Genomic DNA, 17,632 nt, shown 5'->3' on the forward strand with positions numbered 1-17,632 from the left:
AGAACACGTGTGGGAGCGGGCTTGCCCGCGATGGCGGTCTGTCAGTCACCTTCACGGTTGACTGTTAAACCGCTATCGCAGGCAAGCCAGCTCCCACATTGTTAACGGGTGTTTATCCAGTTATGGCTTTACCAACCGCGCATCCAGGCTGTTCTGCGCCAGGCGTTTGGCCTGGTCCTGGGTCATGCCCAGCGAGGTGTACAGGGCGTGGAAGTTCTCGGTGACATAACCGCCGAAGTACGCCGGGTCGTCCGAATTCACTGTCACCTTCACGCCACGCTCGAGCATGTCGAGGATGTTGTGCTGGGCCATGTCGTCAAACACGCACAGCTTGGTGTTGGACAGCGGGCACACGGTCAGCGGGATCTGCTCGTCGATGATCCGCTGCATCAGGCGCTCGTCTTCGATGGCGCGCACGCCATGGTCGATACGCTGGATTTTCAGCAGGTCGATGGCTTCCCAGATGTACTCGGGTGGGCCTTCTTCGCCGGCGTGGGCCACGGTGAGGAAGCCTTCGTGACGGGCACGGTCGAACACGCGCTGGAACTTGCTTGGCGGGTGACCCATTTCCGAGCTGTCCAGGCCCACGGCCACGAATGCATCACGGAACGGCAGCGCCTGGTCGAGGGTTTTCTCGGCTTCGGCTTCGCTCAAGTGGCGCAGGAAGCTTAAGATCAAACCACTGGTGATGCCCAGTTGCTGTTCGCCATCTTTGAGTGCAGCGGCGATGCCGTTGAGCACCACTTCGAACGGCACGCCACGGTCGGTGTGGGTTTGCGGGTCGAAGAAGGGTTCGGTATGGATCACGTTCTGTGCTTTACAGCGCAGCAGGTACGCCCAGGTCAGGTCATAGAAATCCTGGGAGGTGCGCAGCACGTCGGCGCCCTTGTAATACAGGTCGAGAAACTCTTGCAGGTTGTTGAAGGCGTAGGCCTTGCGCAGGGTTTCGACGTCGTTCCAGGGCAGCGCAATCTTATTGCGCTCGGCCAGGGCGAACAGCAGCTCAGGCTCCAGCGAGCCTTCCAGGTGCAGGTGTAATTCAGCCTTGGGCAGGGCGTTGAGCCAATCGTACATTTGTAAAATCTCATCAGGTGCAATGGCGGCATTCTACAGGCCATCGCCGAAATAATCGGCAAAACCTGACCAGCAGGAGAGTATTGGATTTATTCACGCAAGGGCCGCGTGAACTAAGGTGTAACGAAACGTTAGCGGCGTGGCGCAGTCTGTACCCCATCAATGACTGATTAGCCGTATGAAAAGGCCCGGAATGCTCACATCCCTCAAGCAAGAAAAATACATGTTACTGGCGCTGATTGCCGCCATCGCCGCTTACCCGTTGGAGCATTGGATGCTGCACAGCGGGCAAATGGTGGCGCTGCTGGCCGGTATCGGGCTGATCGGCTTTATCGTCGTGGCCTCGATGCGCGTGGCCCACCATGCCGAGCAGCTCGCGGAGAAGGTCGGCGACCCTTACGGCACCATGATCCTGACCCTCGCCGCCGTGCTGGTGGAAGTGGTGATCCTGGCGATCATGATGAGCAACGAGCCGTCGCCGACCCTGGTGCGTGACACCATTTACTCGGCGGTGATGCTCGATATCAACGGCATCCTCGGCCTGGCCGCGCTGATGGGCGGCATCAAGCATGGTGAACAGTCCTACAACGATGATTCGGCCCGCACCTACAGCGTGATGATCCTCACGGCGATGGGCGTGTCGATGGTGGTGCCGGAATTTATCCCCGAGGCAGACTGGAAAATTTACTCAGCCTTCACCATCGGCGCGATGGTGGTGCTCTACACCCTGTTCCTGCGCATGCAGGTAGGGCCGCACAGTTATTTCTTCAGCTACAGCTACCCGGAAAAACGCCGCAAGAAACAGCCCGAAGAGCAACAAGAGCCGCCGATCAGCCTCGCGTTTTCCATCGGTACGTTGGTGTTTGGCGTCATCGTGATTGGCGCACTGGCTGAGGTGATGTCCAAGACCCTCGACCTCGGCCTGGAAGGCACAGGCGCGCCGCCGGTGATCACGGCGATTGTGGTCGCGGCGATTTCAGCCGCGCCGGAAATTTTGACGGCGTTGCGCGCGGCCCTGGCCAACCGCATGCAGTCGGTGGTGAACATCGCACTGGGCGCGTCCTTGTCGACGGTGATCCTGACCGTGCCGGTGATGGAGGCTATGGCGCTATACACCGGCCAGCCGTTCCAGATGGCGATGACACCGGTGCAAACCGTGATGGTGTTGATCACGCTGATCGTCAGCGCGATCAACCTCAACGATGGCGAAACGAACGCCATCGAAGGGATGACCCATTTTGTGTTGTTTGCGACGTTTATTATGCTGTCGCTGTTGGGTCTATAGAGACCGCAGAACTCAATGTGGGCGCTGGGTTTTGTGGGAGTTGGCTTTGTGCAAGATGATGCTATCGCAGGCAAGCCAGCTCCCACAGAAGCCAGTTCCCACATTTGCATGTGTATTTGGCTTAGGTTCCGGCGATCAGCTGTTTCGCCGCCTGGGTGTGATCGGCGATCAAACCTTTCAAATCCAGGCCTTCAACCTGGCCGTCAATCACTCGCCATTTACCCCCGACCATCACTCGATCCGCGCGGTCGGCGCCGCACAGCAGCAGCGCCGAGATCGGGTCATGGCTGCCGGAGAAGCGCAGCTCGTCGAGCTTGAACAGCGCCAGGTCAGCCTGTTTGCCGACCGCCAGCTCACCAATATCCGTGCGCCCCAGCAATTGCGCCGACCCTTTTGTCGCCCAACCCAGCACGCCTTCAGGCGTGATCTTTTCCGCGCCGTAACGCAGGCGCTGGATATACAGGGCCTGGCGCGCTTCAAGGATCATGTTCGAGGCATCGTTGGAGGCGGAGCCGTCCACGCCAAGGCCAATCGGCGCACCGGCAGCGAGCAGGTCCAGGGTCGGGCAGATGCCGGAGGCCAGGCGCATATTCGAGCTTGGGCAATGGCAGATACCGGTACCGGCGGCGCCGAGACGCGCGATTTCATCCGGGTTGAAGTGAATGCCGTGGGCCAGCCAGGTGCGTGGGCCGAGCCAGCCGACGCTGTCCAGGTAGTCGACGGTACGCAGGCCGAAGCGCTGCAGGCAGAAATCTTCCTCGTCCAGGGTTTCTGCCAGGTGGGTGTGCAGGCGCACGTCGAGGCTGTTGGCCAGTTCGGCGCTGGCTTCCATGATTTGCGGCGTGACCGAAAACGGCGAGCAGGGCGCCAGGGCAATTTGGATCTGTGCACCGTCGCCGCGCTGGTGGTAGGTGCGGATCAGGCGCTGGCTGTCGTCGAGGATCACTTGGCCTTGTTGCACGGTCTGTTGCGGCGGCAGGCCGCCGTCGGCTTCGCCCAGGCTCATGGAACCACGGGTGAGCATGGCGCGCATGCCCAGTTCGCGCACACTTTCTACTTGCACGTCGATGGCGTTTTCCAGGCCGTCGGGGAACAGGTAGTGGTGATCCGCCGCGGTAGTGCAGCCCGAGAGCAGCAATTCGGCCAGCGCGACTTTGGAGGCCAGGGCGAGTTTTTCCGGGGTCAGTCGCGCCCACACCGGGTACAGGGTTTTCAGCCAGGGAAACAGGGGCTGATTGACCACCGGCGCCCAGGCGCGGGTCAGGGTTTGGTAGAAGTGGTGGTGGGTGTTGATCAGCCCCGGCAGGATCACATGTTCGCGAGCGTCGAACACTTGTCCGCACGGCACGGCGGGCTCTTTGCCCCAGCCCAGCACTTCGGTGATCACACCGTCTTGCAGCACCAGGCCGCCACGGGCGTCGAGGCCATTGGCAGTGAAAATCGCGAGGGGGTTTTTTAACCAGATATGGGTCGCAGGCATTGGCCGGCTCCTCTGAATGATGGGTTCAGGTTTGCCAGCTCAGTGTTGCCCTGTCTGCTGATCCAGGGTCGCCGGTGAGGGCGAGGTCGGTAGATTACGTGGAGTTCTGAACCTGGTCCAGCGGTAGGGGCATCCCCGCGTCGGGCAAGCCGCACCGCCGCCCGCATATGTTGATCCGTGGGGTTACCAGGCGATGGTGTTGCCTTTGTAGTCGATAAAATGATGACCGCCCTTGCCGGTATAGGCATTCACTTGATCCACCAGGCCACGCACGCTGGTCTCCACATCAATGTGCGCGTTTTCACCGCCCATGTCGGTCTTCACCCAGCCCGGGTGCAGCGACAGCACGGTGAGCTTGTGATCACCCAGTTGGGTGATGAAGCTGTTGGTCATGGAGTTGAGTGCGGCTTTGCTGGCTTTGTACAGCGCCAGGTCCGAACCATCAGGCATGGTCACGCTGCCCAGCACCGAGCTCATGAAGGCCAGCACGCCGCTGTCTTTGCGGATCTGCCCGACAAAACGCTGGGCCAGATTGATCGGCGCCACGGCGTTGGTGAAAAACAGCTGACCGACTTCCGCCAGGGTGGCGTGGCCCGGTTCCTGGTTGGCCGGGCCCTTGACGCCGGCGTTGACGAACAGCAGGTCGAAGGTGCGACTCTTGAGGCGCTGGCTCAGGGCGATCACGGCTTGCTGGTCGTCCATGTCGAGCTTTTCGATGTGTACCGGGCCTACGGCTTTCAGGGCATCCGCCTTGTTCGGGTCACGCACGGTGGCGGTCACGTCCCAGCCGTCCTGGAGCAATTGCTTGACCAGGCCAAGGCCCAGCCCGCGCGAGGCGCCGATGATCAGTGCAGTTTTTGGCGTAGGCATGCAGGGCTTCCTTTGACGTCGCGGTTCAGGGGCATTGAGCGAACAACATTAGCAGCTTCAGCGCTCCAGCAGGATGCGTCCACGGCTCAGGTCGGCGAGTTGGGTTTGCAGGGTGTCGATGTGCGCCCCAGGGCTTCCTTTGACGTCGCGGTTCAGGGGCATTGAGCGAACAACATTAGCAGCTTCAGCGCTCCAGCAGGATGCGTCCACGGCTCAGGTCGGCGAGTTGGGTTTGCAGGGTGTCGATGTGCGCCTCGCCCAGTGCCAATTGCAGCTCCACGCCATTGGCGGTGAAAGTCTCCTCCACCACCAAGCCGCCGAGTTCGGCGACGCGCAGCTTCACCAGGTTCAACTCGGAGAATCCACAGGCGCAACTCAGCGGCACGCGGCTGATCAGTTCGATGCGTTCGGCATTCTGCAGGCATTTATTCGCGCCGCCGCCGTACGCACGGGCCAGCCCACCGGTGCCCAGCTGAATGCCGCCGTACCAGCGAATCACCAGCACGGCGACTTGATCAAACCCTTGGGCTTCGATGGCCGCCAGAATCGGGCGCCCGGCCGTACCACCGGGTTCGCCGTCGTCGTTGCTGCGGTACTGGTCGGCCAGTTTCCAGGCCCAGCAGTTGTGCGTGGCGTTGAGGTCGCTGTACTGCTCGAAAAACGCCTGGGCGTCTTGCGCGCTGGTGATCGGCGCCGCGAGGGTGATGAAGCGGCTTTTGCGTATTTCTTCACGAAATTCGCAAAGGCCGGTAAGGGTGAAAGGCATAAGTCGCTTCGTTTATAGGGCTGGCTTGACGCCACAGCCTTTGAGAATGATGTGGATCAGGTTGGTGCCGGCGTCTTCCATGTCTTGCTTGGTCAGCTTGGTGCGACCGGTGACGCGGCAGATCTGGGTGGCGAAGTCGGCGTAGTGCTGGGTGCTGCCCCACAACAGGAAGATCAGGTGCACGGGGTCGATGGGGTCCATCTTGCCGGCGTCGATCCAGGCCTGGAGTACTGCGGCGCGGCCGCTGAACCAGGCGCGGTAGTCTTGGCTGAAATATTCGGTGAGGCATTCGCCACCACTGATGATCTCCATGGCGAAGATCCGCGAGGCCTGCGGGTGGCGCCGGGAAAACTCCATTTTGGTGCGGATGTAGCGGGTGAGCGCCACGGCTGGGTCGTCCTCGGCGGTCAGCGCGTTGAAGGTGCTGTCCCACAGTTCGAGGATATTGCTCAGCACCGCGATGTACAGGCCGAGCTTGTTGGTGAAGTAGTAATGCAAGTTGGCCTTGGGCAGCCCGGCACTCGAGGCAATGGTGTTCATGCTGGTGCCTTTGTAGCCATGGCGCGCGAATTCATCTTCAGCAGCCTGGAGAATTGCTTGTTCATTCTTTTGCCGAATGCGGCTGGCGGGTTTACCGGCGTGGTTGCTGTGGGCAGGAACTTCGAGGCTCATGGAGGTTTCCGTGCTGATCGATAGAGACGACGTGTGCACAGATAACCCACCCTCAAGCCTCAGACAAGTCCCGATGCAATAAAACCGTCAAAGCGGTTCCAGCGTGTCGCTTTCCGGCGCGTGGTTTGCGCCAGCGCAGGTCACTTTGGCTTCCGGTAATAACAGGCACAACACGATGGCGGTCAGGCCGCCGCTGGTGATGGCGGAATCGAACAGGTTTTGCACCAGGGCTGGCATCAAGTGCAGCAGGCCCGGTTGGGCGGCAATGCCCAGGCCGACGCCGAACGAGGTGGCGATAATCAGCATGCTGCGCCGGTCCAGCGGTGCCTGGGCGAGGATGCGCACACCGGCGGCGGCGACGCTGCCGAACATCACCAAGGTCGCGCCGCCCAATACTGGCTTGGGGATTTGCTGCAGCACGGCGCCAATCAGCGGAAACAAGCCGAGGCAAAACAGCAACACGCCGATGTATAAGCCGACGTAACGACTGGCCACGCCAGTGAGTTGGATCACGCCGTTATTCTGCGCGAAGGTGGTGTTGGGAAAGGCGCTGAATGTGGCGGCGATCATGCAACTCACGCCATCGCCCAATACACCGCCTTTGAGCCGGCTTATATAAGAAGGGCCGCTGATGGGCTGGCGGGCGATCATGCAGTTGGCGGTGAGGTCGCCGACGGTTTCGATGCTGCTGATCAGATAAATCAGCGCGATCGGTAGGAACGCGCTCCAGTCGAAGTTGAAACCGAAGCGAAACGGCAGTGGCACGCTGATCAACGGCAAGTCTGGCAAGGCTTGCGGGACCAGTTTGCCGCTGAACCACGCGGCCAGACTGCCGAGGGCCAGGCCGATGATAATCGCCGAGAGGCGCACCCATGGCGTGTTTGAGCGGTTGAGCACAATGATGGTCAGCACTACGAACACGCCCAGCGCCAGATTGATGGGCGCGCCGAAGTCCGGCGCGTTAAACCCGCCGCCTAGGTCGGTGATGCCGACTTTGATCAGGCTGATGCCGATCAGCGTGATGACAATCCCGGTGACTAAGGGCGTGATCACGCGACGCAGTTGGCCGATAAAACGGCTCAACACGATCTGCACGGCTGCGCCGAAAAAACACACGCCGAAGATCATCGCCATGATGTCTTCCGGGCTGCCGCCGCGTTGTTTCACCAAGAAACCCGCCGACAATATCGCGCCGAGAAACGCAAAGCTGGTGCCTTGCAGGCAGATCATTCCGGCGCCGATGCCAAATGGCCTGCGTGCCTGAATGAACGTGCCGACGCCGGAGACCATCAACGCCATGCTGATCAAGTAGGGCAAATGGGCGGTGAGGCCCAGGGTGGAGCCGATGATCAGTGGCGGGGTAATGATCCCTACGAAAGCGGCCAGCACATGTTGCAGTGCAGCCAGTAGGGCGGGCAGCGGTTTTGGCCGGTCGTCGAGGCCGTAGATCAGGTCACTGGGGCTGGAGGATTTTGGTGGCATGGTGGGCAAACTCAAGGAGGACGGTTCAAGGTCCTGCTCTCTTGCAAAAAGCTGTCCAGTTGCTCAGCTTTTGGCGAGAGGCCCGAGTTAGCGCGTTGCCGCCAGACTCTCGAGAAAACTTTCCAGCACCAAATGAGGGCGACGGCCTTTGCGTGTGACCGATGCGAGGCTTAAATCGTAAAAACGTGTAGTCGGTTTCAGCGCGCGCAGTCGGCCTTGTTGCACCCACAGGCTGGCGTAGTGATCGGGCAGGTAGCCGATATAGCGGCCGGTGAGGATCAGGAACGCCATGCCTTCGCGGTCCGAGGCGCTGGCGGTGCAGGTGAGTGCTTGGTAATGCGCCTGGATGTCGGCGGGCAGGCGGAAAGTGGGGGCGATGGCGTCCTGGGTGTCGATGCGCGCGTCGTCCAGCTGTTTGTCGTCGGCATAAAACAGTGGGTGTCCAACCGCGCAATAGAGCAGCGAACGTTCGCTGTACAGCGGCTGGTATTCCAGGCCGGACAGCGCGCTGGCCTGGGGCACCACGCCGACATGCAGGCGGCCGTCGAGCACGCCTTGCTCGACTTCGTTGGGGGCGATCATGCGGATCTGGATTTGCACGTCCGGGCCGCGTTCCTTCAACTGTGCCAGGGCGTGGGTGATGCGCATGTGGGGCAGGGTGACGAGGTTGTCGGTGAGGCCGATGATCAACTCGCCGCGTAAATGCTGGTGCAGGCCGTTGACCTCGGTGCGAAAACTTTCCAGGGCACTTAATAGTTGCAGGACCGATTGGTAGACCTCGCGGCCTTCTTCGGTCAGGGAGAAGCCGGCGCGTCCGCGTTGGCACAGGCGTAAGCCCAGGCGTTGTTCGAGGTCGCTCATCTGCTGGCTGATGGCCGATCGGCCGATGCCGAGCACGGTTTCTGCTGCCGAGAAGCCACCGCACTCCACCACGCTGCGAAAGATGCGCAGCAGGCGGATATCGAAGTCGCTGACTTGGGCCAGTGGGTCGGGTCGACGGCTGCTCATAGTTTAGTGAAGGCCTGACTAAAGGTTAGAAGAGTTGGATTTCACCGACTTTATCCCCATGGCAATTTAGCTGCAACAACGCGTTTCAATCCCGACGCTGCCTTTTGCCTTGCGAGGTTTTGCTGATGAACATGCCCGAAAACGCCCCTTCGTCCCTGGCCAGCCAACTGAAGTTGGATGCTCACTGGATGCCTTACACCGCCAACCGCAACTTCCAACGTGACCCGCGTCTGATCGTGGCGGCCGAAGGCAGTTGGTTGATCGATGATAAGGGCCGCAAGGTGTATGACTCGTTATCGGGCCTGTGGACCTGCGGCGCCGGGCACACACGCAAGGAAATCCAGGAAGCGGTCTCCAAGCAGTTGGGCACCCTGGACTACTCCCCGGGCTTCCAATACGGTCATCCGCTGTCGTTCCAGCTGGCGGAAAAGATTACCGACTTGACCCCAGGCAACCTGAACCACGTGTTTTTCACCGATTCCGGCTCCGAGTGCGCCGACACCGCGGTGAAAATGGTGCGTGCCTACTGGCGCCTGAAGGGCCAGGCCACCAAGACCAAAATGATCGGCCGTGCCCGTGGCTATCACGGTGTGAACATCGCCGGCACCAGCCTGGGTGGCGTCAACGGCAACCGTAAGCTGTTTGGCCAGGGTTTGATGGATGTGGACCACCTGCCGCACACCTTGCTGGCGAGCAATGCTTTTTCCCGTGGCATGCCGGAGCTGGGTGGTATCGCCTTGGCCGATGAGTTGCTCAAGCTGATCGAATTGCACGACGCGTCGAACATCGCTGCGGTGTTCGTTGAGCCGATGGCCGGCTCCGCTGGTGTGCTGGTGCCGCCACAGGGTTACCTCAAGCGTCTGCGTGAGATCTGCGATCAGCACAATATTCTGTTGGTGTTCGACGAAGTGATCACCGGTTTCGGCCGTACCGGCTCGATGTTCGGCGCCGACAGCTTTGGCGTGACCCCGGACCTGATGTGCATTGCCAAGCAAGTCACCAACGGCGCAATCCCAATGGGCGCGGTGATTGCTAGCAGCGAGATCTATCAGACCTTTATGAACCAGGCGACGCCGGAATACGCAGTGGAATTCCCCCACGGCTACACCTACTCGGCGCACCCGGTTGCTTGTGCTGCGGGCCTTGCGGCATTGGACTTGTTGCAGAAAGAAAACCTGGTGCAGAGCGTAGCCGAAGTCGCCCCGCACTTTGAGAATGCACTGCACGGTTTGAAGGGCAGCAAAAACGTGATCGATATTCGTAACTACGGCTTGGCCGGTGCGATCCAGATTGCCCCGCGTGACGGTGATGCCATCGTGCGTCCATTCGAGGCTGGCATGGCCTTGTGGAAAGCCGGCTTCTACGTGCGCTTTGGCGGCGACACGTTGCAGTTCGGGCCAACCTTCAACAGCAAGCCGCAGGACCTGGATCGTCTGTTTGACGCGGTCGGCGAAGTGCTGAACAAGATCGACTGATTTCTCCTTCTATATAGAACAACTTTTCAGGAGCCCTGCATGAGCCTTATCCAACATTTGATCAATGGCCAGTTGGTCAGTGAGTCCGGCCGCACCGCCGACGTGTACAACCCGTCCACCGGCCAGGTGATTCACCAGGTGCCGTTGGCCAGCCGTGAAACCATTCAAAGCGCTATCGACTCAGCCAAGGCGGCGTTCCCTGCCTGGCGTAACACCCCGCCGGCCAAGCGTGCCCAGGTGATGTTTCGTTTCAAGCAATTGCTGGAGCAGAACGAAGCACGTATCTCGCAGTTGATCAGTGAAGAACACGGCAAGACCTTGGAAGACGCCGCGGGCGAGTTGAAGCGTGGCATCGAGAACGTGGAGTACGCGTGCTCGGCGCCGGAGATTCTCAAAGGCGAGTACAGCCGTAACGTGGGGCCGAACATTGATGCGTGGTCGGACTTCCAGCCGTTGGGCGTGGTGGCCGGTATTACGCCGTTCAACTTCCCTGCCATGGTGCCGCTGTGGATGTACCCGCTGGCGATCGTCTGCGGTAACTGTTTCATCCTGAAACCTTCGGAACGTGATCCAAGCTCTACGCTGCTGATTGCGCAGTTGTTGCAGGAAGCTGGTTTGCCGAAAGGTGTGTTGAGTGTGGTGCACGGTGACAAGGGCGCGGTGGATGCGCTGATCGAAGCGCCGGAAGTCAAAGCGCTGAGCTTTGTGGGATCGACGCCGATTGCCGAATACATCTATTGCGAAGCGACCAAGCGCGGCAAGCGCGTGCAGGCACTGGGCGGGGCGAAGAACCATGCGGTGCTGATGCCGGATGCGGACTTGGATAACGCCGTGAGTGCCTTGATGGGCGCGGCCTATGGTTCGTGCGGTGAGCGTTGCATGGCGATTTCGGTCGCCGTATGCGTAGGCGATCAGGTGGCGGATGCATTGATCGCCAAGCTGGTGCCGCAGGTCAAGGCGTTGAAAATTGGCGCGGGCACATCCTGTGGTCTGGATATGGGGCCGTTGGTGACGGGCCAGGCGCGGGATAAGGTCAGTGGCTATATAGAAGACGGCGTAGCGTCGGGCGCTGAGCTGGTGGTGGATGGTCGTGGGTTGAGTATTGCGGGCCATGAAGAAGGTTTCTTCCTGGGTGGCAGCCTGTTCGACCGCGTGACCCCGCAGATGCGTATCTATAAAGAAGAGATCTTTGGTCCGGTGCTGTGTGTGGTGCGGGTGAGCAGCCTGGAAGCGGCGATGCAACTGATCAATGATCACGAATACGGTAACGGTACGTGCATCTTTACCCGTGACGGGGAGGCGGCGCGTCTGTTCTGTGACGAGATTGAAGTGGGTATGGTTGGTGTGAACGTTCCACTGCCGGTGCCGGTGGCTTATCACAGCTTTGGTGGCTGGAAGCGTTCGCTGTTTGGCGACTTACATGCCTACGGGCCGGACGGGGTGCGTTTCTATACCCGTCGTAAGGCGATCACCCAGCGCTGGCCGCAACGGGCCAGCCATGAAGCGTCGCAGTTTGCCTTTCCTAGCTTGTAAGGCGTTGTAGTTGAAAGCCGGCCCCTTGGGGCCGGCTTTTGCGTTTCTGGGGGGGGGTGACCGATATGACAGAAATGTGAAAAAAGGTGTTGACGGCAGATTCTGGAAGTCTATAATTCGCCCCACTTCCGGCGCAGTCGAAACGGAAAACTCCTTGGTAAACAAAGAGTTATGCAGAATTCGACAGCGGCTTGCTTCAGTTCATCGAAGCCCAGAAGGAGTTAGTGGAGCAGTGTTGTTTGGCTCTATTAGCGTTTCGATCTTCTCGGTCGAAAGCGGAGAAAAAGAGGTGTTGACAGCAGCGTGTAACGCTGTAGAATTCGCCTCCCGCTAACGAGAGATCGGAAGCGCAAGTGGTTGAAGTTGTTGAAGAAGTCTTCGAAAACTTCTGAAAATAATCACTTGACAGCAAATGAGGCTGCTGTAGAATGCGCGCCTCGGTTGAGACGAAAGATCTTAACCAACCGCTCTTTAACAACTGAATCAAGCAATTCGTGTGGGTGCTTGTGGAGTCAGACTGATAGTCAACAAGATTATCAGCATCACAAGTTACTCCGCGAGAAATCAAAGATGTAACCAACGATTGCTGAGCCAAGTTTAGGGTTTCTTAAAAACCCAAAGATGTTTGAACTGAAGAGTTTGATCATGGCTCAGATTGAACGCTGGCGGCAGGCCTAACACATGCAAGTCGGCGGTAGAGAGAAGCTTGCTTCTCTTGAGAGCGGCGGACGGGTGAGTAATGCCTAGGAATCTGCCTGGTAGTGGGGGATAACGTTCGGAAACGGACGCTAATACCGCATACGTCCTACGGGAGAAAGCAGGGGACCTTCGGGCCTTGCGCTATCAGATGAGCCTAGGTCGGATTAGCTAGTTGGTGAGGTAATGGCTCACCAAGGCTACGATCCGTAACTGGTCTGAGAGGATGATCAGTCACACTGGAACTGAGACACGGTCCAGACTCCTACGGGAGGCAGCAGTGGGGAATATTGGACAATGGGCGAAAGCCTGATCCAGCCATGCCGCGTGTGTGAAGAAGGTCTTCGGATTGTAAAGCACTTTAAGTTGGGAGGAAGAGCAGTTACCTAATACGTGTTGTTTTGACGTTACCGACAGAATAAGCACCGGCTAACTCTGTGCCAGCAGCCGCGGTAATACAGAGGGTGCAAGCGTTAATCGGAATTACTGGGCGTAAAGCGCGCGTAGGTGGTTTGTTAAGTTGGATGTGAAATCCCCGGGCTCAACCTGGGAACTGCATTCAAAACTGACTGACTAGAGTATGGTAGAGGGTGGTGGAATTTCCTGTGTAGCGGTGAAATGCGTAGATATAGGAAGGAACACCAGTGGCGAAGGCGACCACCTGGACAATACTGACACTGAGGTGCGAAAGCGTGGGGAGCAAACAGGATTAGATACCCTGGTAGTCCACGCCGTAAACGATGTCAACTAGCCGTTGGGAGCCTTGAGCTCTTAGTGGCGCAGCTAACGCATTAAGTTGACCGCCTGGGGAGTACGGCCGCAAGGTTAAAACTCAAATGAATTGACGGGGGCCCGCACAAGCGGTGGAGCATGTGGTTTAATTCGAAGCAACGCGAAGAACCTTACCAGGCCTTGACATCCAATGAACTTTCTAGAGATAGATTGGTGCCTTCGGGAACATTGAGACAGGTGCTGCATGGCTGTCGTCAGCTCGTGTCGTGAGATGTTGGGTTAAGTCCCGTAACGAGCGCAACCCTTGTCCTTAGTTACCAGCACGTAATGGTGGGCACTCTAAGGAGACTGCCGGTGACAAACCGGAGGAAGGTGGGGATGACGTCAAGTCATCATGGCCCTTACGGCCTGGGCTACACACGTGCTACAATGGTCGGTACAGAGGGTTGCCAAGCCGCGAGGTGGAGCTAATCCCACAAAACCGATCGTAGTCCGGATCGCAGTCTGCAACTCGACTGCGTGAAGTCGGAATCGCTAGTAATCGCGAATCAGAATGTCGCGGTGAATACGTTCCCGGGCCTTGTACACACCGCCCGTCACACCATGGGAGTGGGTTGCACCAGAAGTAGCTAGTCTAACCTTCGGGAGGACGGTTACCACGGTGTGATTCATGACTGGGGTGAAGTCGTAACAAGGTAGCCGTAGGGGAACCTGCGGCTGGATCACCTCCTTAATCGACGACATCAGCTGCTCCATAAGTTCCCACACGAATTGCTTGATTCATTGAAGAAGACGATAAGAAGCAGCCCGAAATTGGGTCTGTAGCTCAGTTGGTTAGAGCGCACCCCTGATAAGGGTGAGGTCGGCAGTTCGAATCTGCCCAGACCCACCAATTTTGTGTGGGAAACGCCTGTAGAAATACGGGGCCATAGCTCAGCTGGGAGAGCGCCTGCCTTGCACGCAGGAGGTCAACGGTTCGATCCCGTTTGGCTCCACCACTACTGCTTCTGAAAGTTTTGAAAGCTTAGAAATGAGCATTCCATCGAAGTGATGGTGAATGTTGATTTCTAGTCTTTGATTAGATCGTTCTTTAAAAATTTGGGTATGTGATAGAAAGATAGACTGAACGTTACTTTCACTGGTAACGGATCAGGCTAAGGTAAAATTTGTGAGTTACTCGTAATTGAGTATTATCGAATTTTCGGCGAATGTTGTCTTCACAGTATAACCAGATTGCTTGGGGTTATATGGTCAAGTGAAGAAGCGCATACGGTGGATGCCTTGGCAGTCAGAGGCGATGAAAGACGTGGTAGCCTGCGAAAAGCTTCGGGGAGTCGGCAAACAGACTTTGATCCGGAGATGTCTGAATGGGGGAACCCAGCCATCATAAGATGGTTATCTTACGCTGAATACATAGGCGTAAGAGGCGAACCAGGGGAACTGAAACATCTAAGTACCCTGAGGAAAAGAAATCAACCGAGATTCCCTTAGTAGTGGCGAGCGAACGGGGACTAGCCCTTAAGTGGCTTTGAGATTAGCGGAACGCTCTGGAAAGTGCGGCCATAGTGGGTGATAGCCCTGTACGCGAAAATCTCTTAGTCATGAAATCGAGTAGGACGGAGCACGAGAAACTTTGTCTGAATATGGGGGGACCATCCTCCAAGGCTAAATACTACTGACTGACCGATAGTGAACTAGTACCGTGAGGGAAAGGCGAAAAGAACCCCGGAGAGGGGAGTGAAATAGATCCTGAAACCGTATGCGTACAAGCAGTGGGAGCCCACTTTGTTGGGTGACTGCGTACCTTTTGTATAATGGGTCAGCGACTTATTTTCAGTGGCGAGCTTAACCGAATAGGGGAGGCGTAGCGAAAGCGAGTCTTAATAGGGCGTCTAGTCGCTGGGAATAGACCCGAAACCGGGCGATCTATCCATGGGCAGGTTGAAGGTTGGGTAACACTAACTGGAGGACCGAACCGACTACCGTTGAAAAGTTAGCGGATGACCTGTGGATCGGAGTGAAAGGCTAATCAAGCTCGGAGATAGCTGGTTCTCCTCGAAAGCTATTTAGGTAGCGCCTCATGTATCACTGTAGGGGGTAGAGCACTGTTTCGGCTAGGGGGTCATCCCGACTTACCAAACCGATGCAAACTCCGAATACCTACAAGTGCCGAGCATGGGAGACACACGGCGGGTGCTAACGTCCGTCGTGAAAAGGGAAACAACCCAGACCGTCAGCTAAGGTCCCAAAGTTATGGTTAAGTGGGAAACGATGTGGGAAGGCTTAGACAGCTAGGAGGTTGGCTTAGAAGCAGCCACCCTTTAAAGAAAGCGTAATAGCTCACTAGTCGAGTCGGCCTGCGCGGAAGATGTAACGGGGCTCAAACCATACACCGAAGCTACGGGTATCACTTAGGTGATGCGGTAGAGGAGCGTTCTGTAAGCCTGTGAAGGTGAGTTGAGAAGCTTGCTGGAGGTATCAGAAGTGCGAATGCTGACATGAGTAACGACAATGGGTGTGAAAAACACCCACGCCGAAAGACCAAGGTTTCCTGCGCAACGTTAATCGACGCAGGGTTAGTCGGTCCCTAAGGCGAGGCTGAAAAGCGTAGTCGATGGAAAACAGGTTAATATTCCTGTACTTCTGGTTATTGCGATGGAGGGACGGAGAAGGCTAGGCCAGCTTGGCGTTGGTTGTCCAAGTTTAAGGTGGTAGGCTGGAATCTTAGGTAAATCCGGGATTCTAAGGCCGAGAGCTGATGACGAGTTAACTTTTAGTTAACGAAGTGGTTGATGCCATGCTTCCAAGAAAAGCTTCTAAGCTTCAGGTAACCAGGAACCGTACCCCAAACCGACACAGGTGGTTGGGTAGAGAATACCAAGGCGCTTGAGAGAACTCGGGTGAAGGAACTAGGCAAAATGGCACCGTAACTTCGGGAGAAGGTGCGCCGGTGAGGGTGAAGGACTTGCTCCGTAAGCTCATGCCGGTCGAAGATACCAGGCCGCTGCGACTGTTTATTAAAAACACAGCACTCTGCAAACACGAAAGTGGACGTATAGGGTGTGACGCCTGCCCGGTGCCGGAAGGTTAATTGATGGGGTTAGCTAACGCGAAGCTCTTGATCGAAGCCCCGGTAAACGGCGGCCGTAACTATAACGGTCCTAAGGTAGCGAAATTCCTTGTCGGGTAAGTTCCGACCTGCACGAATGGCGTAACGATGGCGGCGCTGTCTCCACCCGAGACTCAGTGAAATTGAAATCGCTGTGAAGATGCAGTGTATCCGCGGCTAGACGGAAAGACCCCGTGAACCTTTACTATAGCTTTGCACTGGACTTTGAATTTGCTTGTGTAGGATAGGTGGGAGGCTTTGAAGCGTGGACGCCAGTTCGCGTGGAGCCAACCTTGAAATACCACCCTGGCAACTTTGAGGTTCTAACTCAGGTCCGTTATCCGGATCGAGGACAGTGTATGGTGGGTAGTTTGACTGGGGCGGTCTCCTCCTAAAGAGTAACGGAGGAGTACGAAGGTGCGCTCAGACCGGTCGGAAATCGGTCGTAGAGTATAAAGGCAAAAGCGCGCTTGACTGCGAGACAGACACGTCGAGCAGGTACGAAAGTAGGTCTTAGTGATCCGGTGGTTCTGTATGGAAGGGCCATCGCTCAACGGATAAAAGGTACTCCGGGGATAACAGGCTGATACCGCCCAAGAGTTCATATCGACGGCGGTGTTTGGCACCTCGATGTCGGCTCATCACATCCTGGGGCTGAAGCCGGTCCCAAGGGTATGGCTGTTCGCCATTTAAAGTGGTACGCGAGCTGGGTTTAGAACGTCGTGAGACAGTTCGGTCCCTATCTGCCGTGGACGTTTGAGATTTGAGAGGGGCTGCTCCTAGTACGAGAGGACCGGAGTGGACGAACCTCTGGTGTTCCGGTTGTCACGCCAGTGGCATTGCCGGGTAGCTATGTTCGGAATAGATAACCGCTGAAAGCATCTAAGCGGGAAACTAGCCTCAAGATGAGATCTCACTGGGACCTTGAGTCCCCTGAAGGGCCGTCGAAGACTACGACGTTGATAGGTTGGGTGTGTAAGCGCTGTGAGGCGTTGAGCTAACCAATACTAATTGCCCGTGAGGCTTGACCATATAACACCCAAGCAATTTGACTACTTCGGACTTGGAAACAAGTAGAAGCATCAGATTGCGGTGTGTGAAGACGATAGAACCGAAAGTTCGATCTCACAAAACACCGAAAGCTATCACATACCCAATTTGCTGAAGCGAGGCCATAAGGTCACGACTCAGTACCCGAATTTCTTGACGACCATAGAGCATTGGAACCACCTGATCCCATCCCGAACTCAGCAGTGAAACGATGCATCGCCGATGGTAGTGTGGGGTTTCCCCATGTGAGAGTAGGTCATCGTCAAGATTAAATTCCAGAACCCCTGTTTGCTAACGCGAACAGGGGTTTTGTTTTGGGCGGTCGAAAAGCGTAGAGGCAATTTTGCTCGCCAAGCACGTTAACGTTAAGCGGCCAACTGATACTAAGCATCACCTAAGT

Annotated in this window: 10 protein-coding genes, 2 tRNA genes and 3 rRNA genes; 8 read left to right on the top strand and 7 right to left on the bottom strand. The window is 57.1% G+C overall.

Translation table 11 applies throughout. From position 1 onward, the window contains the following. Positions 1-120 precede the first annotated feature (120 nt). On the bottom strand, positions 121-1,074 hold the full coding sequence (locus tag GJU48_RS03125) for an adenosine deaminase (protein WP_043051475.1): 954 nt from the start codon (positions 1,072-1,074) through the stop codon (positions 121-123). A gap of 193 nt (positions 1,075-1,267) precedes the next feature. Here GJU48_RS03125 and GJU48_RS03130 point away from each other — a divergent pair, with 193 nt between their 5' ends. Continuing rightward, positions 1,268-2,359 (top strand): calcium:proton antiporter, encoded by a 1,092-nt coding sequence (locus tag GJU48_RS03130; protein WP_094951768.1) that lies wholly within the window; start codon positions 1,268-1,270, stop codon positions 2,357-2,359. Positions 2,360-2,480: 121 nt separating this feature from the next. Here GJU48_RS03130 and GJU48_RS03135 read toward each other — a convergent pair whose 3' ends face one another. From GJU48_RS03135 to GJU48_RS03165, 6 genes are all read right to left on the bottom strand, one after another. Beyond that, entirely contained in the window at positions 2,481-3,839 is a 1,359-nt protein-coding gene (locus GJU48_RS03135; RefSeq protein WP_094951769.1) for an 8-oxoguanine deaminase, read from the bottom strand. A gap of 183 nt (positions 3,840-4,022) precedes the next feature. Continuing rightward, positions 4,023-4,709: an SDR family oxidoreductase gene (locus tag GJU48_RS03140; protein ID WP_094951770.1), complete on the bottom strand. Its 687-nt coding sequence runs from the start codon at positions 4,707-4,709 to the stop codon at positions 4,023-4,025. A gap of 184 nt (positions 4,710-4,893) precedes the next feature. Then, complete coding sequence (locus GJU48_RS03150) at positions 4,894-5,475, bottom strand: IMPACT family protein (protein ID WP_094951771.1); 582 nt, start codon at positions 5,473-5,475, stop codon at positions 4,894-4,896. Positions 5,476-5,487: 12 nt separating this feature from the next. Beyond that, on the bottom strand, positions 5,488-6,147 hold the full coding sequence (locus GJU48_RS03155) for a TetR/AcrR family transcriptional regulator (RefSeq protein WP_094951772.1): 660 nt from the start codon (positions 6,145-6,147) through the stop codon (positions 5,488-5,490). Between the two features lie 87 nt (positions 6,148-6,234). Further along, a complete protein-coding gene (locus GJU48_RS03160) occupies positions 6,235-7,629 on the bottom strand; it encodes a uracil-xanthine permease family protein (RefSeq protein WP_094951773.1) in 1,395 nt (464 codons plus the stop codon). Between the two features lie 87 nt (positions 7,630-7,716). Further along, positions 7,717-8,637 carry a LysR family transcriptional regulator gene (locus GJU48_RS03165; RefSeq protein WP_094951774.1) on the bottom strand — a complete coding sequence of 307 codons (921 nt, stop codon included), beginning with the start codon at positions 8,635-8,637 and terminating at the stop codon, positions 7,717-7,719. Positions 8,638-8,762: 125 nt separating this feature from the next. Between GJU48_RS03165 and GJU48_RS03170 the strand changes: the two genes are divergently transcribed. From GJU48_RS03170 to rrf, 7 genes are all read left to right on the top strand, one after another. Beyond that, positions 8,763-10,112 carry an aspartate aminotransferase family protein gene (locus GJU48_RS03170; RefSeq protein ID WP_094951775.1) on the top strand — a complete coding sequence of 450 codons (1,350 nt, stop codon included), beginning with the start codon at positions 8,763-8,765 and terminating at the stop codon, positions 10,110-10,112. Between the two features lie 39 nt (positions 10,113-10,151). Continuing rightward, positions 10,152-11,645 carry a CoA-acylating methylmalonate-semialdehyde dehydrogenase gene (locus tag GJU48_RS03175; protein ID WP_094951776.1) on the top strand — a complete coding sequence of 498 codons (1,494 nt, stop codon included), beginning with the start codon at positions 10,152-10,154 and terminating at the stop codon, positions 11,643-11,645. A 627-nt stretch (positions 11,646-12,272) separates the two neighbouring features. Then, positions 12,273-13,806, top strand: a 16S ribosomal RNA gene (locus GJU48_RS03180). Positions 13,807-13,888: 82 nt separating this feature from the next. Next, positions 13,889-13,965 (top strand) — tRNA-Ile (locus GJU48_RS03185). Between the two features lie 30 nt (positions 13,966-13,995). After that, positions 13,996-14,071, top strand: a tRNA-Ala gene (locus GJU48_RS03190). Positions 14,072-14,322: 251 nt separating this feature from the next. Then, positions 14,323-17,214: ribosomal RNA gene (locus tag GJU48_RS03195) — 23S ribosomal RNA — on the top strand. 170 nt (positions 17,215-17,384) lie between these two features. Beyond that, positions 17,385-17,500, top strand: a 5S ribosomal RNA gene (gene rrf / locus GJU48_RS03200). Together the 16S, 23S and 5S rRNA genes with 2 tRNA genes alongside form the textbook arrangement of a ribosomal RNA operon. Positions 17,501-17,632: the final 132 nt, after the last annotated feature.

The organism is Pseudomonas sp. IB20 (genome assembly GCF_009707325.1).
Taxonomy (GTDB): domain Bacteria; phylum Pseudomonadota; class Gammaproteobacteria; order Pseudomonadales; family Pseudomonadaceae; genus Aquipseudomonas.